General features: G+C 75.2%; 25 protein-coding genes. 19 read left to right on the forward strand and 6 right to left on the reverse strand.

Going from position 1 to position 22,395, the window contains the following annotated elements; translation table 11 throughout:
• The first annotated feature begins 47 nt into the window (after window positions 1-47).
• Entirely contained in the window at window positions 48-815 is a 768-nt protein-coding gene (locus tag GXW83_RS10830) for a dienelactone hydrolase family protein (protein ID WP_182442863.1), read from the forward strand.
• Window positions 816-1,059: 244 nt separating this feature from the next.
• Here the strand turns inward: GXW83_RS10830 and GXW83_RS10835 are convergent, their stop codons facing one another.
• The 5 genes from GXW83_RS10835 to GXW83_RS10855 form a co-directional block, all read right to left on the reverse strand.
• Entirely contained in the window at window positions 1,060-1,647 is a 588-nt protein-coding gene (locus tag GXW83_RS10835) for a GNAT family N-acetyltransferase (RefSeq protein WP_182442864.1), read from the reverse strand.
• A gap of 109 nt (window positions 1,648-1,756) precedes the next feature.
• Window positions 1,757-2,344, reverse strand: a complete 588-nt coding sequence (locus tag GXW83_RS10840; protein ID WP_182442865.1) for a hypothetical protein — start codon at window positions 2,342-2,344, stop codon at window positions 1,757-1,759.
• Between the two features lie 90 nt (window positions 2,345-2,434).
• Entirely contained in the window at window positions 2,435-3,196 is a 762-nt protein-coding gene (locus GXW83_RS10845; protein WP_182442866.1) for a peptidyl-tRNA hydrolase, read from the reverse strand.
• A 31-nt stretch (window positions 3,197-3,227) separates the two neighbouring features.
• Window positions 3,228-3,806 carry a hypothetical protein gene (locus GXW83_RS10850; protein WP_182442867.1) on the reverse strand — a complete coding sequence of 193 codons (579 nt, stop codon included), beginning with the start codon at window positions 3,804-3,806 and terminating at the stop codon, window positions 3,228-3,230.
• A gap of 5 nt (window positions 3,807-3,811) precedes the next feature.
• Window positions 3,812-5,215 (reverse strand): hypothetical protein, encoded by a 1,404-nt coding sequence (locus GXW83_RS10855; RefSeq protein WP_182442868.1) that lies wholly within the window; start codon window positions 5,213-5,215, stop codon window positions 3,812-3,814.
• Window positions 5,216-5,549: 334 nt separating this feature from the next.
• On the opposite strand from GXW83_RS10855, the gene GXW83_RS10860 reads away from it, so the two are divergent.
• From GXW83_RS10860 to GXW83_RS10940, 17 genes are all read left to right on the forward strand, one after another.
• Entirely contained in the window at window positions 5,550-6,212 is a 663-nt protein-coding gene (locus tag GXW83_RS10860) for a hypothetical protein (protein ID WP_182442869.1), read from the forward strand.
• Window positions 6,212-6,640: a roadblock/LC7 domain-containing protein gene (locus GXW83_RS10865; RefSeq protein WP_182442870.1), complete on the forward strand. Its 429-nt coding sequence runs from the start codon at window positions 6,212-6,214 to the stop codon at window positions 6,638-6,640. Before GXW83_RS10860 ends, GXW83_RS10865 begins: the two co-directional genes overlap by 1 nt.
• A gap of 104 nt (window positions 6,641-6,744) precedes the next feature.
• Window positions 6,745-7,629 carry a hypothetical protein gene (locus GXW83_RS10870; protein ID WP_182442871.1) on the forward strand — a complete coding sequence of 295 codons (885 nt, stop codon included), beginning with the start codon at window positions 6,745-6,747 and terminating at the stop codon, window positions 7,627-7,629.
• Window positions 7,626-8,183 carry a hypothetical protein gene (locus tag GXW83_RS10875; protein ID WP_182442872.1) on the forward strand — a complete coding sequence of 186 codons (558 nt, stop codon included), beginning with the start codon at window positions 7,626-7,628 and terminating at the stop codon, window positions 8,181-8,183. The genes GXW83_RS10870 and GXW83_RS10875 overlap by 4 nt, the downstream gene beginning before the upstream one ends.
• Window positions 8,177-9,142 carry a hypothetical protein gene (locus GXW83_RS10880; RefSeq protein ID WP_182442873.1) on the forward strand — a complete coding sequence of 322 codons (966 nt, stop codon included), beginning with the start codon at window positions 8,177-8,179 and terminating at the stop codon, window positions 9,140-9,142. Before GXW83_RS10875 ends, GXW83_RS10880 begins: the two co-directional genes overlap by 7 nt.
• A 5-nt stretch (window positions 9,143-9,147) precedes the next feature.
• The gene (locus GXW83_RS10885; protein WP_182442874.1) at window positions 9,148-9,858 is read left to right on the forward strand and encodes a flagella basal body P-ring formation protein FlgA; all 711 of its coding nucleotides are present in this window, start codon (window positions 9,148-9,150) and stop codon (window positions 9,856-9,858) included.
• A 1-nt stretch (window position 9,859) separates the two neighbouring features.
• Complete coding sequence (locus tag GXW83_RS10890) at window positions 9,860-11,098, forward strand: hypothetical protein (protein ID WP_182442875.1); 1,239 nt, start codon at window positions 9,860-9,862, stop codon at window positions 11,096-11,098.
• On the forward strand, window positions 11,088-12,881 hold the full coding sequence (locus GXW83_RS10895; protein WP_225446893.1) for a CpaF family protein: 1,794 nt from the start codon (window positions 11,088-11,090) through the stop codon (window positions 12,879-12,881). Before GXW83_RS10890 ends, GXW83_RS10895 begins: the two co-directional genes overlap by 11 nt.
• Window positions 12,878-13,903, forward strand: a complete 1,026-nt coding sequence (locus tag GXW83_RS10900; protein ID WP_182442876.1) for a type II secretion system F family protein — start codon at window positions 12,878-12,880, stop codon at window positions 13,901-13,903. Before GXW83_RS10895 ends, GXW83_RS10900 begins: the two co-directional genes overlap by 4 nt.
• A complete protein-coding gene (locus GXW83_RS10905) occupies window positions 13,900-14,787 on the forward strand; it encodes a type II secretion system F family protein (protein ID WP_182442877.1) in 888 nt (295 codons plus the stop codon). Before GXW83_RS10900 ends, GXW83_RS10905 begins: the two co-directional genes overlap by 4 nt.
• A 44-nt stretch (window positions 14,788-14,831) precedes the next feature.
• Window positions 14,832-15,107: a hypothetical protein gene (locus GXW83_RS10910; RefSeq protein WP_182442878.1), complete on the forward strand. Its 276-nt coding sequence runs from the start codon at window positions 14,832-14,834 to the stop codon at window positions 15,105-15,107.
• Window positions 15,104-15,523 (forward strand): TadE/TadG family type IV pilus assembly protein, encoded by a 420-nt coding sequence (locus tag GXW83_RS10915; RefSeq protein WP_182442879.1) that lies wholly within the window; start codon window positions 15,104-15,106, stop codon window positions 15,521-15,523. The genes GXW83_RS10910 and GXW83_RS10915 overlap by 4 nt, the downstream gene beginning before the upstream one ends.
• On the forward strand, window positions 15,520-15,951 hold the full coding sequence (locus GXW83_RS10920) for a TadE/TadG family type IV pilus assembly protein (protein WP_182442880.1): 432 nt from the start codon (window positions 15,520-15,522) through the stop codon (window positions 15,949-15,951). The genes GXW83_RS10915 and GXW83_RS10920 overlap by 4 nt, the downstream gene beginning before the upstream one ends.
• Window positions 15,952-15,990: 39 nt before the next feature.
• Window positions 15,991-16,488, forward strand: coding sequence for a hypothetical protein (locus tag GXW83_RS10925; RefSeq protein WP_225446894.1), 498 nt, complete (start codon window positions 15,991-15,993; stop codon window positions 16,486-16,488).
• A complete protein-coding gene (locus tag GXW83_RS10930; protein ID WP_182442881.1) occupies window positions 16,485-20,174 on the forward strand; it encodes a LysM peptidoglycan-binding domain-containing protein in 3,690 nt (1,229 codons plus the stop codon). Before GXW83_RS10925 ends, GXW83_RS10930 begins: the two co-directional genes overlap by 4 nt.
• Before the next feature lie 36 nt (window positions 20,175-20,210).
• Complete coding sequence (locus GXW83_RS35045) at window positions 20,211-21,440, forward strand: peptidoglycan DD-metalloendopeptidase family protein (RefSeq protein WP_182442882.1); 1,230 nt, start codon at window positions 20,211-20,213, stop codon at window positions 21,438-21,440.
• Window positions 21,441-21,477: 37 nt separating this feature from the next.
• Window positions 21,478-21,678, forward strand: a complete 201-nt coding sequence (locus GXW83_RS10940; RefSeq protein WP_182442883.1) for a hypothetical protein — start codon at window positions 21,478-21,480, stop codon at window positions 21,676-21,678.
• Between the two features lie 35 nt (window positions 21,679-21,713).
• Here GXW83_RS10940 and GXW83_RS10945 read toward each other — a convergent pair whose 3' ends face one another.
• A complete protein-coding gene (locus GXW83_RS10945; protein ID WP_182442884.1) occupies window positions 21,714-21,956 on the reverse strand; it encodes a hypothetical protein in 243 nt (80 codons plus the stop codon).
• Window positions 21,957-22,116: 160 nt separating this feature from the next.
• Between GXW83_RS10945 and GXW83_RS10950 the strand changes: the two genes are divergently transcribed.
• Entirely contained in the window at window positions 22,117-22,380 is a 264-nt protein-coding gene (locus tag GXW83_RS10950; protein ID WP_182442885.1) for a hypothetical protein, read from the forward strand.
• Window positions 22,381-22,395 lie beyond the last annotated feature (15 nt).

Below are 22,395 nucleotides of genomic sequence, written 5' to 3' on the forward strand. Positions count from 1 at the left end.
GCACTCCCGGCACCTCCCGCACCCCCCCGCACGCAGAAGGGCCCGCGATGGCAGACGTCGACCTCTCCGCAGTCGCGCGGCAGCAGGGCGGCTCACCGCGCCTGAGCGGCTACCTGGCGCTCCCGGACGGGGAGGGCCCCTGGCCCGGCGTCGTGCTGATCCACGAGGCCTTCGGCATGGACGAGGTGATGCGCCGTCAGGCCGAGCGCCTGGCCCGCGCCGGATACCTGGCGCTCATGCCCGACCTGTACAGCGAGGGCGGCGCCCGCCGCTGCCTGGTCTCCACCATGCGGGCCATGGGCGCCGGGCGCGGCCGGCCCTTCGCCGACATCGAGGCTGCCCGGCAGTGGCTGCTGGGCCGAGCCGACTGCACCGGCCGGGTCGGCGTCCTCGGCTTCTGCATGGGCGGCGGCTTCGCCCTGCTGGCCGCCGGGCGCGGCTTCGACGCCGCCTCCGTCAACTACGGCATGCTGCCCAAGGACCTGGGCGCCGCGGCGGCCGACAGCTGCCCGCTGGTCACCTCCTACGGAGCGCGCGACCGGGGCCTCAAGGGCGCCACCGCCAAGCTGGAATCGGCGCTGGACCAGGTCGGCACCCCGCACGACTGCAAGGAGTACCCCGGCGCCGGCCACTCCTTCCTGAACGACGCGGAGGTCGGCCCGCGCGTGCTGCGCCCGCTGATGCGGATCGCCGGCGTCGGCCCGCACCCGGAGTCGGCCGCCGACGCCTGGCAGCGGATCGAGGCGTTCTTCGCCGAGCACCTGGGGCCGTCCGGCCCGTCCGCCGCCCCCGCCGAGGCCCGCGCCCGGCGGTGACGGCCGCCCCCGCACACCCTTGACCGGGCGGATCGGCTGGCGCCCTGCCTCGGCTCCCACACAGCGGCCGCCGCGGCGGCCGGGGGCGTCCCTCTCCGCCGCGCCGCGCGCGCGTACGTCCGCACCACGCGTGTGTACGTCCGCGCCCGACCGCTCTGCTCGTGCACAGCCCGTCACCGCACCGCCGCCCGGTCCCTCCGGCGCGGCCCCCGGCGAGGCGCTGGGGCGGATCGTCGGCTGTCGGTCAGCCGGGGCCGGGGCCGGGCCAGGGATCGGGGTCGGGGTCGGCGGCCAGGCGGGTGTGGCGCTCGACGTCGAACCGCAGGCCGTCGTGGCCGAGCCGGGCCCGCTCCAGCCCCACCACCGGGAATCCGGCCCGCAGCGCCACCCGGCAGGAGGCCGGGTTGTCGGTCCGGTGCCCCAGCTCCAGGCGGACCAGCCCCAGCTCCCCGAAGGCCCATCGGGCCGCCGCCCGCGCGCCCGCGACGGCGACGCCCCGCCCGCGTGCCTCCGGCAGCGTCCAGTACGACACCCAGCCCGAGCCGTGCCGGTACTCCACCGAGGTGACGGCGACGCCGCCGAGCAGTACCGCGCGCTGGTCCACCACGGCCCAGGAGTAGCCGGTCCCCGCCTCCCAGTCGCGGAGCCGGTCCAGCAGCCAGAGCGCCGCGCCCTCCTCGTCGCGGACCGCCCGCCCGGACTGCAGGGCCGGCTCCGGCGCGGAGAAGGCGGCCAGCACCGCCGCCGCGTCCGACTCCCGCCACCGCCGCAGCACCGGCCCGGCGTCCGCGCCCGGAGCGGCGGGCCGCCGGACGGGCCGTCGGTTCGTCATACCGCCATCCTCCTCGCGCCGCCCGCCTGGCGCGCGAACGGCGTGGACCGCAGCCGGGCCCGGCTGCGGTCCACGCCGTTCGCGGGTGCGGGGCGCGCACCCGTCAGGGTCACACCGGCGGTGCGGCCACCCCGAGCGAGGTGACGGTCGACGTGACCACGGCCAGCGTGTCGGTGGCCAGCGTGGTCAGCGCCGTCTGGATCTGCGCCGGGTCCTTGGAGGTCACCGCCGTGAGCAGCGCCGTGACGTCGGTCTGCAGCTTGGTCAGCGCGGTCTGCAGGGTGCTCGGCACGGACACCGGCAGCGGGGGCACGACGTCCCGCACGCCGGAGACGGCACCGGCGTGGCTCCCGGCCGGGAGGGCCGGGGTGGCCGGCGTGGCCGGGAGCGCCGAGGTCAGCGTCTGGACCGCGGCGGTCAGCGCGGCCACCTTGGCCTGCAGGTCGGCCGGGCTGGAGGCGGGGGTCGCGGTCGCGGCCGCCACCAGGGCGGCCACCTGCTGAGTGACGCCGCCGAGGGCGCCGAGCGCGCCGAGGGTCGTGGACGCGCTCGGCGCGGCCGCCGGGAGGGCCGCCCGGCTGGAGCCGACGGCGGCCGGGGCGGCCGCCTGCGCGGAGGCGGTGCTGAGGGATCCCGCGGACACGGCGGCCGCCAGGGCGAGACTGGTGGCCAGGACGCGGGTGCGATGCAGGGTCATGCTCGTTCCTTCGTTCAAACAGAGGGGTGATACCTGGATCACCGTCACCCCCCGTCTCACCCTCCGCAACCGGACGCATCCATCAGGTAGTCATACCGCTGCTCGCCCGCCCGGTCGGAGCAGCGCGGGGTGCTCCGCGACGACCGTGCACGAGCCGGGGGCGACCTCGGTGAAACCGGCGTCGCGGACCGTGGGCAGGCCGGAGGCGGTCAGCGCGGACCAGCGCTCCGGCGTGGCGGTGCGCACCGCCAGCGCGAAGCCGGACTCCCGCCAGGCCGCGCGGTCCGCCTCCGACAGCGCCCACCAGGCGAGTTGCGCACCGTGCCCGGCCTGGGCCATGGACTTGCCGGTGGACATCGGGACGTCCGGGTTGAACCACAGCACCGGCAGCAGCGGATCGGGCGCCCCCGGCGGCTGCGGGTCCTCCAGCTCGGTGCCCGACACCTGCAGCTTGGCCAGCTCCTTGGGCCAGCCGTCCAGCGGCACCGGCGGGAACACCCGCACCTCGGCGCCGACCCCGGTGAGGGTGATCCCCGGCAGCTCCTGCGCCCGCCGCCACTCGGAGCCACGGGCCCGGCGCACCACCTTGCGGATCCGGGCGTCCTGCCAGGCGTGCACCCGCTCTGTCCACTCGCCGTCCGGCTCGGTGGCGCGGGCGTCGTCGAGCAGGGCGAGCACGGCCCGGGCGGCGGTCTCCAGTGCGTCGGTGTGGGCGGGTGGGTCGGTGCGCTCGATCCGGACGACGAGGGGGAGGACGTACTGCGGCGCGGCGTCGCGGTCGTGCTCGGGCCCGTGGTCCGGCTCGCGGTCGGGCTCGGGCTCGCGGTCGGCGAAGGGGCTGGTGCTGGTCACCGGACCAGTCTGGCAGCTCGCCCGTCGGCGATCACCGGGGCGCCTCCCCGGCCGCGGTCAGGCAGCGCTCCACTCCGGCTATGACGTCGGCCAGTTCCTCCGGCGGCAGCCGGGCGGCCCGCAGCGCGAGCAGCCGCACCGGCTCGCTGCGCAGCGCCGCCAGCAGCGCGAGTTCCTGGTCGGTCTCCTCGGCGGTGTCCCGGTCGGTCAGGTAGCGCTGCGGGACGCCGAAGAAGTCGCAGATGGCGGCGGCGCGCGCCTCGGGCAGGTGGCGGCGGTGGCCGCTGCGCAGCTCGCCCAGGTACTTGGCGGAGATGATGGTGCGTCCGGTGGCGCTGATCGCGGTGGCGACCTCCGCAGTGCCGTACGGCGGGCGATGCGGGGGTGCACGACCGAGAAGAGGTGGTTCAGGCGCGCCGCCAACTCGTCCTGCTGCCTTGGCTGGTGGGTGAGGTGATGCATGGCTGCCCCCTGGGCTGTGCGGTGCTCTGGGTGGTGGCGGCCCAGTATGGACCGGGAATCGCCGCCGTTGGTGAGCGGATGGGCCCGTGGCATATGCGGCTGGGGGAATGGCCTGTTCACCGCAGTCGATCAGCTGAAAAATCGACAATTTCTTCACACCGTCAGCGCCAGTTGCCGACTTGTCGCCTTGGTGACCCTGGTGATCAGCGCCGCCACCCGGGGAGCCGGCGCGTGCTGCTGGAGATCCCCCAGCAGCAGCCGCAGCGAGGCGGTCACGGCGTTGGACTGGATGCCGTCGGCGTGCAGCAGGGCCGCCTCGGCCTGCTCGCAGGACTCCTCCACGCCGCCCTGCCGGGCCAGCGCGGCGGCCAGGTGCAGCCGGATCACCACCGAGTCCCGCACCCGGTCGGCCGGGATCGCGGTCAGGGCCTGCTCCGCCCGGCGCCGGGCGGTGGCCGCGTTGCCCAGCGCCAGCGCGCACTGCGCCGCGCTCTGCGCGACCAGGCCGTGGTCGTAGTGCTCCAGCCAGGCGGGGAGCGGCGCGCCCGGCGGCTTGGCCAGGCCGCGCTCGGCCTTGGCGACGGCCGCCCTGGCCGGCACCGGGTTGTCCAACTGCGCGTGCACCCGGGCCTCCACGGCGTGCAGCCCGGCCCGGGCGCGCGGCCCGTGATCGCCGGTGGCGGTGAGCGCGGCGCTGACGTACGTCAGGGCGATCTGCGGGGAGTCGGCCAGCAGCGCCTGCTCGGCCAGCAGGACCACCACGTACGCGCCCAGCAGCGGGTCGTCGGCCTGGTGGGCCATGCTCAGCGCCAGCACCGCGTAGCGGCTGGCCAGCCCGGGCAGGTCGGCGTCGAAGGTGTAGCGGGCGATGCCGTAGGCGCACAGCGCCGCCGCGCTGAAGAGGTCCCGCCCGGTCGGCCCGGTGTAGTGCGCGCCCAGCAGCGGCTCCACGCCGACCCGCAGGAACTCCACGGCGGGCAGCCGGGCGACCGCGCCGCCGCTGCGCCGGTCGATCTGGTCGAACGCGCCCATGGTGCTCCGCACCCGGTCGATGTCCCCGGCCGTGACGGGCCGTCCGGGCAGGTGCCGGGCGGGCGCGTTGGGCGGCGGGACGACCAGCCAGCGCAGCACCGCCGGGGCCAGCACGGTCAGCGGCACGGTCGGCTGGGTGCGGTCCAGCGACTCGGGCTGTCCGCACAGGGCGTGCGTGGCCGAGAGGATCGCGGCGGGCGAGGCGGCGAACTCCAGCATCCCCTGGGCGGACGGGACGCGGCCCTGGGTGTCCATGCCGACGTCCGACAGCGAGAGGCCCCGGCCGAGCCGCCGGGACAGCGCCTCGGCGATGAACTGCGGCGGGACCGCCCGGCTGGCGTGGCCCTCGCGCCAGCGGCGGACGTGGTTGTGGTCGCAGGCGAGGATGTGTCCGTGGTGCGCGGCGGTGGCCCGAACCTCCCGGGCGAAGGCCATGTTGGAGATCTTGGCTTCCTCGAGCAGGCCGCTGAGCTGGATGTTCGGGGTCGGCTCGTGGTCCGGCCGGGGATCCGCGTGACGGCTCATACACGAAAGGTAATGCTGCCGGATCGTACGCGGCGGGCGAATGGGCATTCTGACGGCCGGTAAATGCGCGTGTTCTGCGCGGGCTTGTGACAACTACGCGTCCTTGTGCGCGCTGTTGGTCGGCCTCCGATGTCTGATTCCCTTCTCTCGCACGACGCCAGGGGGTGCTGTAGGGGCGCGTGCTGTCAGCAGTGCCGAGGGAGTCGGCAGCGCTAGGGAGGGGAGCCATGCATCAGGTCACCCGTCAACGAGTTCGAGTTGACATGCCCTCCACAAGCGGAGTACCTGATTCCGGGCATTTCGCCCGGCCCCGCCGCACGCCGGAGGCGGTCCGGTGAGTCCGCTGGCCGACGCGTTCACCGCGGCGCTGGCCGCCGGCACCCTCTCCAGCCTGGTCACCACCCCGCTGTGGCTCCGCTCCCGCCAGCACGCCGCCGCCCTGGACCGGCAGGCCGCCGCCGGCGCCGCCGAACTGCTGGCCCTCGCCGCCGAGACGCACCACCTGGTCGAGGTGCGCGTCCCCGCCGTGCTGGCCCGGCTCACCTTCCCGCACCTGCCGGTGCCCGGCCCGCTGCACCCGCAGTTCACCGGCACCGCCCTGGAGGCCGACCACCTCGTCCTGCTGGACCAGGTGGCCGCCGTGGCCGCCCGGACCCGCCAGGCGCAGCCCGGAACGGACCGGCATACCAGCTCCGCCGACTGGTTCCAGCCCAGACGCCGCCCGCAGCCCGACCCCCGCGGCGTCCCCCCGCAGCCACCGCAGGCCGGACCCGGGCGCCCGCAGCAGCAGCCCGGTTGGGCGCGCCCGGCACCGCAGGAGGCACCACCGCAGGAGGCGCCGCCGAGCCCGCCGCCGCAGCCCGCGGCAGCCGGGCTGCGCGGCAGCAGCGCGGTGTGGAGCGCCTTCCAGAGCGGCACCGAGTCCGGCCGCGCCGCCGCCGAGCACCGCTTCGCCGACGCGTACTCCACCCGGAGCGACCACGAGGGAATCCGGTGATGGCGTACGCCCAGGGTGCGGCCGACGTGTACGAGGACGCCTCATGGGCGCTGGAACCGCTGCTGGTGCTCCCGGGTGTCGAGCACGGCCTGGTGGTCACCTCGGACGGCATGGTCTGGGGGGCCTCCTCCAGCCTGAGCCGGGAGGCCGCCGAGTGCGCCTCGGCGATGATGTCGGCCCTGCGCGGCGCGGCCCGCGCGCTGGCCTCCGCCCTCAGCGGCGACCCCGACGCCCTGGTCCGGCAGATCGTGGTGGAGACCGGCCGCGGGTACGTCTTCGCCCTGCCCGCCGGCCACCACTCGGTGCTGGCGCTCAGCACCAGCCGGGAGGTGGACATGGGCAGCGTCACCTATGCGATGCAGTGCCAGGTCGCCTTACTGGCCGGGACGCTGCTGCGGCGGCAGGCCACCGGGGGAGCCGAGGCCTAGCGGCGCAGACCCGGCGCCGGACCGGCCGGGGACACCCGGGAACCACCCGGGACGGCCGGAGCACCCGGAACGCCCGGGCCGAGCGAGGAAGGGAGGAGCAGTCGATGGACAGTACCGGTACCGCGAGCTTCGGCTGGCGCACGCCGCCGGCCGAGACCGCGGTCCCCACGCTGATCAGGCATGTCGCGCCGCCGCACCGCATCGTGCTGCTGCTCCCGAGCAACCCGGCCCGCACCCGGGTCAACCCCGAGCGGCATGTGGCCCGGCTGGCCGCGATGAGCGTGGCGCTGCCCGCGGGCCTGTTCGACGGCGCGGGCCAGTGCCGGGTCTCCACCCCGGACGGCCGCGACGCCGACCGGCTGCTGGCCGGGCTCAAGGCCGCCGCCGACACCGACGCCCGCAGCCTGATCGTCTACGCCACCGGCCAGTTGGCCCTCGGCGGTGACGAACAGCTGTACCTGACCGCCCCCGGACTGCCGCTGCGGCTGGCCCACCTGCTCGGCGTGCGCTGGGAGTGGATCACCCATGCGATCGGCCGCTCGGTGGCCCCGGTCAGGCTGCTGATGGTCGACGTCGAGGCCGACCCCCGGGCCTGGGCGCTGGTCAACGAGGCCGCGCCGGACAGCTCCTGGACCGGCGTGGACCGGCTGCTGGCCGACGGCGCCTCGCTCTGGGGCCAGGTGCGGCCGGCCGCCGGTCGGCGCAGCCGCGGGGACGCCGCCGGGCGCTCCTGGGCCGAGGCGGTCACCGTGCAACTGCGCGACGGGCTGCCCGGGGCCCCGGCCGTGCTCACCCCCGAGATCCTCTACCGCTCCGCCGCGCAGCCGCCGGAGGGCGGCGGCCTGGCCCTGGGCCGGTTCGCCACCGGCACCGGCTCGGTGCACCTGCGCAACCGCGCCTCCGGCCGGGGCGTCCTGCCCGTGGACGCCCTGCCGATCGCCCTGCAGCAGGCCCTGCGGCGCACCCGGAGCCAGCGGGAGGATTCATGACGAAGCGTCAGTTCGCGTCGTTGGTAGCCACCGTGGCCGCGCTGACCGCCCTGGCCGGGTGCGCGGCCCACGGCCAGGTCGCCCAGATCGCCGCCGCCCCGGCCGCGACCGCCGCCGCCACGCCGGCCGCCGACCCGACCCGTACCGCCACCGCCGCCGTCCTGGCCGCGTACACCGGCATGCGGCAGGCGCAGGAGCAGGCGGAGGCCGCCGGGACCACCCAGAACGTCTCGCTCGGCTCCTACGCCACAGGCAAGGCGCTGGTCCAGATCAGTGCGGCGGTCGGGCAGAACGCCGCGCAGGACTGGGTGATGGTCGGGCTGCCGGTGCTGGACCCCAAGGTCACCGCGCTGGACCTGGCCGCCGCCCCGCCCACGGCCACCGTCACCGACTGCATGAACGTCAGCGGCTGGCACCTGGTGGACGAGTTCACCGGCAAGGACGTCACCGCGCCCTCCGCCCACGCCAGCTTCGTCTCCGTCTCGCAGGCCCAACTCGGCCCGGACGGCTGGCGGATCACCCAGACCGACGTGGACAGGAGCAGGCCGTGCTGACACGACACCTCACCGGCGGACGGCTCGGCGCGGCCACCGCGGCGGCCGCGAGCGCGCTGCTGTTCGGCGTGCTGTCCGCCCCCGGGGCCGCCGCCGACGGGGCCTCCGGCGGCGGTGGCGGCGGCTCGTGCAACCCGACCACCGGCGTCTGCGGGGTCGGCGCCTCCACCCCGGCGTCGCCGGGCGGCGGGAGCTCCGGCGGCGGCTCCGGCGGCAGCGGTGGCGGCGGCACCTGCTCCTACCAGGGCACCACCGTCCCCTGCGAGCTGCCCGGATACGGCTACTGGGACGGCGAGGGCTGCTACGACGAGCTGGAGAACCCGCAGCCGCCCGCCAACGCGGTCATCTGGTACGGGCACAACCCGGCCGACGGCGGCGCGATCTACTGGCAGTACTGCCCCTACGGTGGCGGCCCGGCCGGGATCGTCTACTTCCAGGCGTACCTGCCCACCCCGCCGCCCGGCCAGCCGGACCAGGAGAGCCCCGGCCAGATCGCCGCCGAGATGATGAAGAACCTCAAGCTCTACGGGGTCGCCATCGACTCCGCCCCGGCGTCCGGCGGCACCGGCCTGGTCGGGCTGCCGGTGTGGCTGTGGACCAGGAGCAATCTGCAACTGCCCGCCGTCACCGCCACCGTGGGCGACGTCTCGGTCACCATGAAGGCCGCCATCGGGCACATCACCTGGAGCCTGGGCGACGGCAGCGCGAGCTTCACCTGCGCCCACGTGAACACCGCCTACCAGGCGAGCGACGGCGCCACCACCGCCCCGGCATGCGGCCGGTCGGCCGGGTACCGCGCCGCGGGCGACTACACGGTGACCGCGACCAGCGTCTGGGGCGTCACCTGGACCAGCAACATCGGCATCGACAACCCCGTACCGGCGATCGTGGACGAACCGTCGCGGATCCGGCTGACCATCGACCAGGCGCAGGCCCTGAACACAGCGCCCGAGGAGTAACCGTCATGACGACGACACTTCCCCCCGTTCCCGGAGCGGCCACCGGATCCGTGCCCACCCCGCCGCGCGCGCCCCGGGCCCGGCGGCGCAGCCCGGCGGTGCTGGCGCTGGCCGTCGCCCTGGTCGCGGCCGGGGGGCTCGGCGGCGCGGTCCTCTACAACGCCACCGGTCAGCGCAGCGCCGTGCTGGCTCTGGCCCAGAACGTCCCGGCCGGGGCGTCGATCACCGCCGCCGACCTGGTGGTCGCGCACATCTCGCTGGACCCCTCGCTGCAACCGGTCGGCGCGGCCAGCCTGGCCAACGTGGTCGGCATGCGCGCCACCGCCGATCTGAAGACCGGTCAGTTCCTCACCGTCACCGACGTCACGCGCACCTCGCTGGTCCAAGCCGGGCAGCAGGTCGTGGGGTTGCCCACCAAGGATTCCCAACTGCCCGCTGCAGTACTTGAACCGGGCACCAGGGTGGTGGTGGTCTCGACCGGGGACGACAGCGGCAGCGGCGGCTCGGACAGCGCCGGCGGCAGCTCCTCCGGCGGTTCGATACTGCCGCCGGTCGGTGCCCAGATCGCGGCCACGGTCATCACCGTGGGCGCGGTCGACAGCAGCGGCACCTCCGTGATCGACGTCGCCGTGCCCACCGCGCAGGGCCCGCAACTCGCCGTCCTGGCCGCCTCCGGCGGGTTCGCGGTGGTGTTCGCGCCGCAGGGAGGTGGCTGAGATGGCCCTGTACGCCGTCGTCGGCGGCCACGGCGCTCCCGGCGCGACCGTCACCGCCCTGGCCATGCTGCACGCCTGGCCGTTGCAGAGCGGTCAGCGGGTGCTGCTGGCCGAGTGCGACCCGGACGGCGGGGTGATTCTCTCCGGCGCGCTGGAAGGCCGGTTGGACGGCAGCCGGGGCCTGGGCCAGCTGGGCGTCGCCGACCGCCGCGGGCAGCTGGCGCAGGCGCTGATGACGCAGCTCACCGACGTCTCGCCGGGCGGCACCGCGGATCGGCTGCTGCTGCCCGGGGTGAGCGACCCGGCCCAGTACTCGGGGCTGGCGTACGTCTGGGAGTCGCTGGCCACCCTGCTGCTCGCCCTGGAGGGCCAGGGCGTTGACGTGCTGGTGGACCTCGGCCGCTCCGGCGCGAGCGGCCCCGGCGCCGTCCTCGCGCACCGCGCCGACGCCGTGCTCATGGTCGTCCGATCGACGCTGCGCTCGCTCACCACCGCCCACCCCCGGCTGGCCGCGCTGCGGGCGGACCTGGACGCGCACGGCGGCGGCTCGGACACGCTCGGCCTGGTCATGGTCGAGGAGGGCCCGTACAAGGCGTCCGACGTCAGCGCGCAGCTCGGGACGCCGGTGGTCGGCCTGCTGCCGTTCGCACCGGCCACCGCGCTGGTGCTCTCCGACGGCGGCAACAGCCACGACCGCCGGTTCGTCCGCTCGCCGCTGCTGCGGGCGTCGCGCACCGTCATCGACGAGGTCCGCACGCAGGTGGCCCGACGCCGGGTGCGGCTGACGCCCCCGCAGTCGGCGCCACAGCCGGAGCGGCAGCCAGCGCCGCAGCCGGAGCGGCAGGGGGAGCAGCAGCCCGGCCCGATACCCGGGCCCACCGCAGGCCCGGCCCCCGCACCCGCGCCCGCGCCGACGCCGGACCAGGCCCACCCGTACGCCCGCCCCGGCGCCCGCCCCGACGGCGGCAGCGGCCACGGGCCCGGCTCCCGGCCGCAGCCGGTACGGCACCCGGTGCCCGGGTTCGGGCCCGGCCCCATGTCCGGCCCGTTCCCCGGCCCGGTGCCGCCCTCGCCCCCGGCCCCAATGCCCATGCCGACCGCGCCCGCCCCCAGCGGACCGACCCCCGGAGCCACGATTCCCACCGCCCCGATCCCCACTGCGCACGCCCCGGCGGCGCACGCCCCGGCCCCCGGGCCGAACGGCGAGCTGCATGTGCAGGTGGTGGGCCATGCGCGCTAACCACCTGCCACTTGCCCCGCTCACGCTGCCCCCGCTGCCGCCCAGCCCGCAGCCGGCACCGCCCCAGGAGGCCCAGCCGCAGCCGCCCCACCCGGACCAGGCCCAGGCGCAGCAGGCCCACGCCCAGCCGCAGGCCCCGGCCGGGCCGGAGGGCTGGCAGCAGCCCTACCCCGGCGCGTATCCGCCGCCGCCCGGGCGGCACGCCGGGTACGCCACCGGCCAGCCCCGGCTGGTCACCGTCCCCCCGCCGCCGCTGCGCCCGTTCCCGCCGCAGCCGCACCCCCAGGCGCACCCACAAGCGCAGCCCCAGGCGCAGCCGCACCCGCACCTCCAGCCCCAGCCGTACCCGCACCACCCGCAGCCGCAGCCCTACCCCCAGCCGTACGCCCAGCCCCAGCCGTACCCGCAGCCCGCGCCGACGGTCGACCACGCCGCCGTCCGGCAGGTCCGCAAGCTGGTCGCGGACGAGCTGCACGAGCAGGCCGCCGGGGATTCCGCGACCGACCAGGAGAGCCGCCGCCAGCGCGGTCGCGCGGTCATCGAGAGCGTGGTGGCCCGCTGGTCCGACGCCTACGCGCAGACCCACGGCATCTCCCCGACCCGGGAGATGGACCGGGCCCTCGCCGACGCCGTCTACGACCTGATGTTCCGGGCCGGACGGCTCCAGCCCTACCTGGACGACGAGTCGGTCGAGGACATCTACATCAACGGCTGCGACAACGTGTCGATCCTGCGCGCCAACCAGCCGTTGCAGCAGGTGCCGCCGGTCGCCGACAGCGACGAGGAACTCGTCGAGCTGTTGCAGGACCTGGCCCGGCGGCACGGCGGCGGCGAGCGCTCGCTCTCCACCTCCAACCCCAACCTGGCGATGCGGCTGGAGGGCGGCATGCGCGTCCAGGTGATGACCGGCGTCACGCCGAGGCCGTACGTGACCGTCCGCCGCCACCGGGTGGCCTCGGCGACGCTCGGCGACATGGTCCGGCTGGGCGCGATCGACTCCACCCTGGCGGCCTTCCTCGCCGCCGCCGTCCGCGCCCGCAAGCACATCCTGGTCACCGGCGTGCAGCGGGCCGGGAAGACCTCGCTGCTGCGCGCCCTGGCGGCCGAGATCCCCGCGGACGAGCGGGTGGCGACCATGGAGTCCGAGTACGAGCTGTGGCTGCACACCCTGGGCCACCTGCGGCAGATCGTGCCGATCGAGGAGCGTCAGGGCAACGGCGAGCGGATCGACGGCCGCCCCTCGGGGGAACTGACGCTGACCGAGCTGATGCCCGCCGCGCTGCGGATGTCGCTGTCGCGGATCATCGTCGGCGAGGTCCGCTCGCGCGAGGTCATGCCGATGCTGCAGGCGATGACCAACGGCGTCGGCGGCATGGCCACCCTGCACGCGCAGACCCCGTACATGGTCCCCGACCGGGTCGCCCAGCTGTGCGCCGAGTACGGCTCCAACGTCAACGACGGCCTGGCGTACCGGCTGCTCGCCAACGGCGTGCACCTGATCGTCCATGTGGCGATGATCGACGAGACGCCGGTCGGCGGACGGCTGCACCGCCACGTCTCCCATGTGCTGGAGCTGACCGGCATCGGCGAGAACGGCCGCCCCTCGATGAACACCGTCTTCGGCCCGCACCCGAGCGGCGTCGAGCCACGCGGCGTGCCGACCACCCCGCCCGCCTGCCTGGACGACCTGCGCCGGGTCGGCTTCGACGCGACGCTGCTGGACAGCCCGTACGGCGCCTGGGGCCGCCCGCTGGACCTGCGGATCACCGGAGGCAGGCGTTGACCGACTACCTGCTGTGCGGCGTCGCCCTGGCCGTCGGGCTGGTGTGCCTGGTGCTGTTCTTCGTGGGCGCGCCCGACGACGCCCCCGGTGCGCCCAGTCGGCTGGCGCTGCGCGCCCGAACCCTCTGGTTCGGCAGCGTCGGCGTCCCCGCGCCGGAGATGGTGCGCCGCCGCCGCATCCAGCTCGCCCTGGCGGCCGTGGGCGGCCCCGGCGGCTGGCTGGCCAGCGGCATCCCGCTGGCGGTGCTGATCGTGCCGGCGCTGGTGTTCGTGATCCCGTGGTTCCTGGCGTCCACCAGCTCCCACGACGGCCCGATCGTCCGGCTGGAGGCCCTGGCCGAGTGGACGCAGCGGCTGTCCGACCGGCTGGTGGCCGGCGGCGGCCTGGAGCAGGTCATCGCCACCAGCCGCAGCACCGCCCCGGCCGCCCTGGAGAACGAGATCAACGACCTCTCCGGCCGACTGCTGGCCCGCTGGCGGCTGGAGGACGCGCTGCGGCTGCTCGGGGACGAGCTGGCCGACGCCACCGCCGACAAGGTGCTGGCCGCGCTGGTGCTCCGCTCCAACGACCACGGCCCGGGCCTGGCACAGGCGTTGACGGACCTCGCCGCCTCGGTGCGGGAGGAGGTGCGGCAGCGCCGCGCCATCGAGGCCGACCGCGCCAAGCACCGGGTCACGGTGCGCTGGCTGACGGTGATCATCCTGGTGGTCGTGGTCGCCGGCTCCTTCGACCGCTCCTACATCCGGCCCTACTCCACTGTCACCGGCGAGTTGGTGCTGGTCGGGGTGGGGGTGGCCATGGTCGCGGTGGTTGCCTGGATGCAGTCCATGGCCTCGCAGCGGCCCGTCCCGCGGTTCCTGGAGGCCGACCGGCGCAGCACCGTCAAACTGCCCGCGCCCGGCACGCCGCTGCCGGACGCCGCTGCTCCCGAGGCCGCCGCACCCGCTTCCGCACCCGCTTCCGGGCCGGGCGCACCGGCGTTCAGCGCGGCCGCCCGCCGCGCCGGGGAGGGACGGCGATGACCCCACTGACCTGGCTGATCGTCGCAGGCGCCGTGGTCGGCCTGGGGCTGGCCCTGATCGTCTCCCAACTCCGGGCCGCGCCACCGGATCTGGGCACGGTACTGGAGCGGATGCAGCCCCGGGCCGGGCTCGGACGCCCGGCGGCCCCGGCCGGGCTGCTCGACCGGATCGGGCTGCCGCTGGTCACCGTGCGCGGAGTGCGCATCCCCGAGCAGCAGTTGGCGCTGACCGGGCGCACCCCGAGCCGGTTCATGGCGACCAAGGTGCTGTGCGCGCTGATCGGCCTGGCCGTCCCGCCCTACCTGCAACTGTTCACCGTACTGCTGGGCGTCCACGTGTCGCTGCTGCTCTCCCTGGGCGGCGCCCTGGTGCTGGCCGGGGTGCTGTGGTTCCTGCCCGACTGGTCGCTCAAGGGCCAGGCGGAGGAGGCCAGGACCGAGTACCTGCACGCCATTTCGGCCTACCTGGAGCTGGTGGCGATGGAACGCGCCGCCGACCACGGACCGGCCGAGTCGCTGCGCCGCGCCGCCACCGTCGGCCGCTCGCCCGCGTTCCGGCAGTTCGCAACCGCCATGGAGGGCGCCGCGCTGGACCGGCAGCCGCCCTGGGTCGGCCTGAACACCCTCGGTCAGCGGCTCGGGCTGACCGCGCTGACCGACCTCGCCGACATCATGCAGGTCTCCGGGGCCGACGGCGCCTCCATCTACACGGCGCTGCGCGCCCGCGCCCACAACCTGCGCTCGGAGCTGCTCGCCGCCGAACAGGCCCGGGCGGCGGTGGAGTCCGAGCGCATGGTCATCCCCGGCACCGTCCTGGTGATGCTGATGACCCTGCTGATCGCCTATCCCGCTGTCGCCGAGATGTTCAGCGGCGGCGGCATCTGAGAACGCAACCCGTCCGACCCCGACCCGACCGAAGGAGCAGCACCATGAGCGCAGTCAAGGACCGGCTCGGCGCGTTGAGGAACGTGCCACTGCCGCTGGAGTTCGTGCCGGTGATGCTGGCCGCCAACGTCCTCCTCTCCGTGACCGAGCGGGCCCGCAAGGCCCGCAGGGACGGCGAGAAGGGGGCGGTCTCCATCGAGCAGGCCATCATCACCATCGCGGTGATCGCCTTCGCCGTGGTGGTCCTCACCGCCATCGGCCTGGTGGTCAAGAACCTGGCCGGCGAGGTGAAGACCCCGACCGTCCCGAACGGTAAGTGACCCGGCTCCGCCCGCCCCGCCTCCCCGCTGCGCTCGAACGGCTGCGGGGGGACGACGGCGGGACCACGTCCATCAGCTTCGCCATGGTCTTCCCGGTCATCCTGCTGCTGGTCCTGCTCGTCGTGCAGGGGGGACTGCTGTGGTGGGCCAGGGACGTGGCGCTGGCCGCAGCGAGGGAGGGATCGAGCGTGGCCCGCTCCTACCGCTCAGCTCCGGACGCGGGGGCGGCCCAGGCCGATCTGGTGCTGCGGCAGTACGGCGGGGGTCTGACCGTGCGGCCCTCCACCGAGGGGGTGCCGAAGGCGGGCGAGGTCGAGGTCACGGTCCACGTCCAGGCGCAGTCGGTGCTGCCGTTCGTCGCCGGGACGTGGATCACCACCGGTGTCACCAGTCCGAAGGAGGCGTGGCTGCCGTGAGGGTGGGAGCCGGCGGTGCCGGGCGCAGCGAAACGGAGCGGGGATCGGTGGCCATCGAGGCGGCGATGCTCGTCCCGGTGTTCATCGTGCTCATCGCGCTGGTCGTGGCCGCCGGGCGGGTCCGCACGGTGGACGGCGCGGTGGCCGAGGCGACGCGCGACGCCGCCCGGGCGGCCTCGCTGGTCGCCCCGGCCGACGCCGTCGCCGCCGGACAGCGCGCGGGCGCGGCGACGCTCAGCAACCAGGGGCTGACCTGCCAGGTCTCCGTCGTCCCGCACCTGAACGCGGCCCCGGGGCAGGTCGGCACCGTGCAGGCGACGATCCTCTGTGAGGTCCCGGTGTCCGACCTGCTGTGGAGCGGACTGACCGGCCACGTGCCGGTCAAGGACACCTTCACCTCCGTCGTCGACAGCTACCGGTCCAACTGATTGACCGTCACCATGTTTACCAGGAGGGGGAACAGGGGGATGCGACATGAGTGCCGGGCGGTGGGCGCGCTCCGCCGCCGGGTCGCCCACGGCGACGGGCAGCGCGGTGCGCTGTCCTTGTTCGTCGCGGTCATCTTCACCGGGATGGTGCTGGTGATCGGCCTCATCCTCGACGCCGGCGGACGCCTGGACGCCGGTGTCAACGCCGACGAGTACGCCAGCGAGGCCGCCCGCGCAGGAATCCAGCGGATCGACACCGCTGACGCCGTCAGCGGCAAGGCCATCAAGGTCGACTGCGACAAGGCCACCGGCGCGCCCGCCGCCGTCAGCGCCTACTTCGCCGACCTGCGGCAGAGCGGCGTCACCATGACCGGCACGGTCTCCGGCTGCACCGCCACCACCGTCGCCGTCACCGTCAAGACCACGTACAGCACCAAACTGCTCTCGATCATCGGCATCGACAGCTTCCCGATCTCCGCCTCCGGGACGGCCACGCTCGTCACCGGCCAGCAGCAGCCCACCTCGGAGCAGCCATGACCAAGACCAGGGCCGCCGCCGCCCCGCACCCACACCCGCTCCCACGCCGCAGACGAGGTCTGCCGGCCACCCTCCTGCGCGCCGCCTTCAGCCTGCTGCTGCTCGCCCTGCTGCTGGTCGCCCTGCCCGCCGGGCTGCTCTACGGCACCTTCACCCTGGCCGGAAGCAACCCGCTGCCGGTGCACGAGAGCATCCCGGCCCTGCTCACCAGCCCGGACCAGGGGGGACTGTTCGCCTGGGCGCTGGTCGCCGTCGGCTGGACCGCCTGGGGCTGCTTCGCCGTCAGCGTCGTCGTGGAGATCCCGGCGCAGTTGCGCGGGCGCATGCCGCGCCGGCTCCCGGCGATGGGCTGGTCGCAGCGGACCGCAGCGGGACTGATCGGCGCGATCTTCGCCCTGCTCCCGGCCACCGGCGCGTTCGCCGCCACCGCCGTCCCGGCCACCGCCGCGCCCACGGTCGCCACCGCCCCCGCGCGGACCGACCCGACGGCGGTGGCCCATTCGTCTGAGCAGCAGTCAGTTTTGGTTTCTGGTAGGAGCTCCGGCGAGCAGACGTACACGGTGAAGGCCACCCGGCCGGCCGAGTCGCTGTGGTCCATCGCAGAGACGCACCTGGGCAGCGGCGAGCGCTGGAAGGACATCGCCCGGCTCAACGAGGGCCGGACGATGGACGCCCAAGGCCGGGTGTTCCACGCCGAAGGCACCATCCAGCCGGGCTGGAACCTCCTCATGCCCAGCGACAGCCCCACAACCACCCACCCGGCAACGGCCGTTCGCACCGCCGTCTCCCCCCACGCCACCACACCGCCCCCGGCCGTGGCCCCGCACGCCGCCGTGGTCCCGCAAGTCGCCGAGCCGCACACCGTCACCGCCCCGCACGCCGCCGAGCCGCACGCCGCCGCAGCACCCCTCGCCGCGCCGCGCCCCGCCGCGCGCAGCGCCGGTGAGGTCACCGTCCACCCGGGCGACTCGCTCAGCGCGATCGCCGAGGAGTACCACGTCCCCGGCGGCTGGCCCGCGCTGTACGACGCCAACCGTGCCCGTATCGGCGCGGACCCGGATCTGATCCACCCGGGCGAGCAGCTCGCCCTCCCGCCCGGCGCCGGCGGCGCGCCGGTCACCACGCCCGCGCCGCCCGCCGAGGGCGGCAGCGGCAGCGCCACCCCGCCGGCCGCCACCGCCCCGCCCGAGACGCACCCCTCGGCCGCCCCGTCCGCGCCCGCCTCCGAGGCCGCGCCCACGCCCGCGCCCACCGACCGCGCGGGCGGTGGGCCCTCCGCCCCGGCGTCCGCGCCCGCCACCGAACCGGCGGGTGTCTCCGGCGCCCGGCCGCCGACCGACACCGGCACCGTGCACGCCGCGCCGACCGCGTCGTCCGGGCACCAGGACAGCGGCGACGACGATCTGATCCTGCTCCCCGCCCTCGGCGTGGGCGGCCTGCTCGCGGCCGGCCTGCTCGGCGTCCTGCGCCGCAACCGCATCCTCCAGCAGCGCCGCCGCCCGCCCCGGCGGCGCATCCCCATGCCGACCATGGAGGAGCAGCAGTACGAGACGTACCTGCGCGCCATGGCCGACCCCTCCGGCCTCGACCTGCTCGACCGGACGCTGCGCACCCTGGCCCTGACCTGCCTGACCCACGGCGGCCAACTGCCCGCCCTGGCCGCCGTCGCGCTGCGCCCCGGCGGCACCGTCGACCTGTACCTGATCGACCCCAGCCCGACCCCGGCCCTCGCGCCGTTCACCGCCTCGCCCAACGGGCGCATGTGGCGCTGCCGCACCGGCGAGGCCGAACTGCTCTCCGCCGCGCAGGCCGCCGACATCCCCGCCCCCTACCCGGCACTGGTGACGCTCGGCCGCACCCCGGACGACGTCCAGGTCCTCGCCGACCTGGAGACCGTGCGCCATCTGCACCTGGACGGCACCCCGGAGGAGGTCGCCGCCGTCACCCGCGCCCTGGTCGCCGAACTCGCCGCCAGTCCCATCGCCGACCACCTGCGGCTGATCGTCCTCGGCAGCGCCTCCCCGCTGGTCGGCCGGCTGGGCGTGGACCGCATCCGCACCCGCGAGCAGCCCGAACAGGCCCTGGCCGACCTGATTGCCCACCGGGAATCCCTGGACCAGGCTTTGACGGAGTGTCAGGTACCGCACCCGAGGGCGGCGCGCTCCCAGGGCGTGGCCACCGACACCTGGGTGTCGGTGCTGCTCTGCACCGACCAGGTGCTGAACCAGGACCAGTTGGACGAACTCGGCTGGGTCCTCGCCGGACGCGAACACCGCTGCATCGCGGCGGTCACCCCGGCCACCCAGGGCGCGGGCTGGCACCTGGACGCCCGGCCCGGGCACTACCGCATCGCCAGCAACCTGCCGTTCGCGGTGGAGTTGCAGCGCATGAGCGAAACCGACTTCGCCTCCGCCCTGAGCGTCCTCGCCACCAGCGAACTGCCCCCGGACGTCCTGCCCCCGGAGTGGACCGGCCACGGCTTCGAGGAGGAGACCCCCAGTGCGCCCGACGCCGCCGACCCGGGCGACCCCGCCGGTCACGGCGACGGCAGCGGCGACCTGCTGGACGCCGACCTGCGCGACCCGGACCTGCGCGACCCGGACGTCCGCGACCCGGACCTGCGCGACCCGCTCGGCGATCCGGGTGTCACCGCCCCGGAGGCGGACCCCTTCTACATCCCGGTCCTGGCCGCCAACGCCCAGTCCACGGCGGGCGCGGACCCCTCCTCGATCACCGCCGTCCCACTGATCGGCCAGGACGCCCCCGGCGCGCCCGCGCCGCTGTACCCGCCGCCGCCGACGATCCCCACGCCGCCCCCACCGCCGATCCGGCGCGTCGATCCGCGCGTCATGCCGCTGAACGCCCTCACCCAGGGCTACGACATCAGTGCCCCGGCGCCCGCACCCCGCAGCGGCCCGCCCTCGGCGGCGGGCCCGCGCGTCCTGCTCCTCGGGCAGGTCCGGGTGATCGCCACCAACGGCACCGCCGACCCCTCCCGGATCAGCCAACTCACGGCTCTGGCAGCACTGCTGACGCTCCGTCCGGATCCGGATCCGCATGACGTCGACGCCGTGCTCGCACCCAGCCCGTTCTACGTCGCGCTGCCGGGCGGCAACACCAGCCAGGGTTCGCTGCGCAGCCGCGCCTCCGCCTTCAGCAAACTGCGGGACTGGCTCGGCCAGGCCCCCGACGGCATGCTGTGCCTGCCGCCCGCGGGCTGGCGGCTGCACCCGGCCGTCACCAGTGACTGGGCCGACTTCCAGGAGCTGTACCGGCAGGGCATGCACCGGCGCACCCCCGCCGCCGACGCCGCCCTGCGCCGCGCGCTGGACCTGGTCCGGGGGCGTCCCTTCGACGCCGCCTACGGGCTGTACCCGTGGGCGGAGCCGTACCGGCAGGACATGATCTCGGCGATCATCGACGCCTCGCACGAACTCGCCAAGCGCCGACTGGCCGGCGGCGACTACTCCGGCTGCGAGGCCGCGCTGCACAGCGGGCTGGGAGCCGTCCCGGAGGCGGAGATCCTGCACCGGGGGCTGATGGTGCTCTATGCGACCACCGGCCAGCGGGACCACCTGGCCGCCACCATCAACCAGCTCGCCCAGGTCAACGCCTCGCTCGGGTGCGACTTCTCCCCGGAGACGCTGGCCCTGATCGGCGACCTGACCGCCCACCCGACCCGCTGAACCCGCACGCCACCGCCCCCTGAAAGGAGCCGTGCCATGGCAACCAACCAAGGACGTCACCGCCGACCCGCCGCCCCGACCGGCGGAGTCACCCTCGCCAAGGCGGCGGGAGTGACCGCCGTCGGCGCGGCCCTGCCCGTCCTCACGGCGGGCGCCGGATACGCGGCCGCCCCCGGCGTCTGGGGAAAGGTCGCCGCCTGCGAGTCCGGCGGCAACTGGTCGGCCGACACCGGAAACGGCTACTTCGGCGGCCTGCAGTTCTCCGCCTCCACCTGGAGTGCCTACGGCGGCGACGCCTACGCGCCGACCGCCGACCGGGCCTCCGAGGCCGAGCAGATCGGCATCGCCCAGCGCGTCCTGCGCGAACAGGGGCCGGGGGCGTGGCCGGTGTGCTCGGTCCGCGCGGGCCTCACCCGTACCGACGGCGCCGGCGGCGCGGCCCCCGCGCCCGCCGAGACCGTCAAGCTGGACGACAGCGTCAAGCCCGCCAAGCCCGCACCCAAGCCCGCCAAGTCCGCGCCCAAGTCCGCGCCCGAGTCCGCCAAGAGCGCCAAGCCGACCGCAACCACCGCCGCCAAAGCCACCGCCACCCGGCACCACACCGTCCGCTCAGGCGACACGCTGTCCGGCATCGCCCAGGAACTCGGCGTCCCCGGCGGCTGGCAGCCGCTGTATGCGCAGAACCGGGCCGTGGTCGGCGGCGACCCGGACCTGATCCACCCCGGCCAGCACCTCAGTTGGTCCCCGGCCATCGGCAGCAGCGCCACCGCGCACACCCTGGCCGCCGTGGTGAAGCCGCCGACCGGGCTGCCCGGTTTCGGGCGCAGCATCATCCACCACCACACCGCCGCCGACAGCGCCTACACCGCGCCGATCAGCGGGCATGTGGAGATATCCGAGCCGTACGGGGTGCCCGGGCCGTGGATCGCCGGTCACCACACCGGCGTGGACCTGGCCGTGCCGGTCGGTACGCCGGTGCACGCGGTCGCGGCGGGCACGGTGGTCTTCGCGCGCTGGGGCGGGGACTACGGCAACCTGGTCAAGATCCGCCACGCGGACGGCGACTACAGCCTGTACGCGCACCTGTCGGTCTTCGACGTGCGCCTGGGCGACACCGTCGCCGCCGGGACGACCATCGGGCGCTCGGGCGCCACCGGCAACGTCACCGGCCCGCACCTGCACTTCGAGATCGACACCACCGACCGGTACGGCTCCGACGTCAACCCGGTCGGCTGGCTGGCCGAGCACGGGGTGACGCTGGACTGAGGTTGCCGTCCGGCGCGGCGGCCCGTCTCATGGACGTATGAGAGCGTCCGATGACTCAATCCTCGAAGGCGGGGAGTTCGACGGCGAAACGCTCAGCGCGGTCTTCGGCGTCAGCCTGACGCTGCCCTCCCGGAAGGCGCCCGGGGTGTCCCGGGTCTACCGGGACACGGGCTCCTACAAGGACCACAAGGACAAGCTGCTGCGCGTCTTCAGCTACCGGGGCGACGACGGCGCCTAGCGGCCCGGAATCCGGCCCGGCCCCCACCCCGCGCCTCAGGCCGTGGTCGTCCCGGAGTTCTCGTCCAGGATGATCCGGGCCGGTTCCGCCACCTGGGTGGCGCCGCTGTGCACGTGGTACTTCTCCTCCAGCAGCTCCACCTGGGCCCAGGTGGCCACGGGCACCTCCCCGTCGACCGCGCGGGCGTCCTGGTCGTAGACCTGGGCCGTCAGCGTGCGGGATCCGGGGTCGGCCGCCGGGCGGACCTCGATGGTGTGGCCCTCGTACGCAGTGTCCATGCCTCCAGCATCGGTGGCGGCAGCGGAGCCTGCATCCCGGATGCGTACGGCCGGTGAGGCTCAGAAGTGCGTCAAGTCCGGTGAGGAACGGGGCTCGCCGGGGGAGGCTGACGTCACAGCGGCACGGCGGATCGCCTGCCGTACGGGGGAAGGGGCTGCCATGATGGCGATTGCCGGGTTTCTGGTCGCTTTTCTGATCGGCGTGGTACTGGCGCAGGTGGGGGTGGTCGACGGCGCGCGGCGGCGCAGAGGCACGGCAGCCTCGCGGCGCGGTCCCGGCGCGGAACCGCCCGCAGGCGAGGGGACGACAGGGGGAGCGCGCGGGCACCACCACCATCACGACCACCACGACGGCGCGAGTGGGCGGTTCGGTGGCGGGCATGAACACTCGGGCGGCGGGTTCGGCGGCGGTCACCACGGCTGAACCGGGCCGCCCCGC

The sequence above is a fragment of the Streptacidiphilus sp. PB12-B1b genome, assembly GCF_014084125.1.
Taxonomy (GTDB): Bacteria; Actinomycetota; Actinomycetes; order Streptomycetales; family Streptomycetaceae; genus Streptacidiphilus.

Bases quoted from the DNA above. Each gene is read 5' to 3' on its own strand.
- GXW83_RS10905 (WP_182442877.1), top strand. From the start codon at position 13,900: ATGACCCCACTGACCTGGCTGATCGTCGCAGGCGCCGTGGTCGGCCTG.
- GXW83_RS10835 (WP_182442864.1), bottom strand. From the start codon at position 1,647: ATGACGAACCGACGGCCCGTCCGGCGGCCCGCCGCTCCGGGCGCGGAC.
- GXW83_RS10865 (WP_182442870.1), top strand. From the start codon at position 6,212: ATGGCGTACGCCCAGGGTGCGGCCGACGTGTACGAGGACGCCTCATGG.
- GXW83_RS10940 (WP_182442883.1), top strand. From the start codon at position 21,478: ATGAGAGCGTCCGATGACTCAATCCTCGAAGGCGGGGAGTTCGACGGC.
- GXW83_RS10930 (WP_182442881.1), top strand. From the start codon at position 16,485: ATGACCAAGACCAGGGCCGCCGCCGCCCCGCACCCACACCCGCTCCCA.
- GXW83_RS10875 (WP_182442872.1), top strand. From the start codon at position 7,626: ATGACGAAGCGTCAGTTCGCGTCGTTGGTAGCCACCGTGGCCGCGCTG.
- GXW83_RS10950 (WP_182442885.1), top strand. From the start codon at position 22,117: ATGATGGCGATTGCCGGGTTTCTGGTCGCTTTTCTGATCGGCGTGGTA.
- GXW83_RS10895 (WP_225446893.1), top strand. From the start codon at position 11,088: ATGCGCGCTAACCACCTGCCACTTGCCCCGCTCACGCTGCCCCCGCTG.
- GXW83_RS10945 (WP_182442884.1), bottom strand. From the start codon at position 21,956: ATGGACACTGCGTACGAGGGCCACACCATCGAGGTCCGCCCGGCGGCC.
- GXW83_RS10840 (WP_182442865.1), bottom strand. From the start codon at position 2,344: ATGACCCTGCATCGCACCCGCGTCCTGGCCACCAGTCTCGCCCTGGCG.
- GXW83_RS35045 (WP_182442882.1), top strand. From the start codon at position 20,211: ATGGCAACCAACCAAGGACGTCACCGCCGACCCGCCGCCCCGACCGGC.
- GXW83_RS10870 (WP_182442871.1), top strand. From the start codon at position 6,745: ATGGACAGTACCGGTACCGCGAGCTTCGGCTGGCGCACGCCGCCGGCC.
- GXW83_RS10890 (WP_182442875.1), top strand. From the start codon at position 9,860: ATGGCCCTGTACGCCGTCGTCGGCGGCCACGGCGCTCCCGGCGCGACC.
- GXW83_RS10885 (WP_182442874.1), top strand. From the start codon at position 9,148: ATGACGACGACACTTCCCCCCGTTCCCGGAGCGGCCACCGGATCCGTG.
- GXW83_RS10910 (WP_182442878.1), top strand. From the start codon at position 14,832: ATGAGCGCAGTCAAGGACCGGCTCGGCGCGTTGAGGAACGTGCCACTG.
- GXW83_RS10855 (WP_182442868.1), bottom strand. From the start codon at position 5,215: ATGAGCCGTCACGCGGATCCCCGGCCGGACCACGAGCCGACCCCGAAC.
- GXW83_RS10925 (WP_225446894.1), top strand. From the start codon at position 15,991: ATGCGACATGAGTGCCGGGCGGTGGGCGCGCTCCGCCGCCGGGTCGCC.
- GXW83_RS10830 (WP_182442863.1), top strand. From the start codon at position 48: ATGGCAGACGTCGACCTCTCCGCAGTCGCGCGGCAGCAGGGCGGCTCA.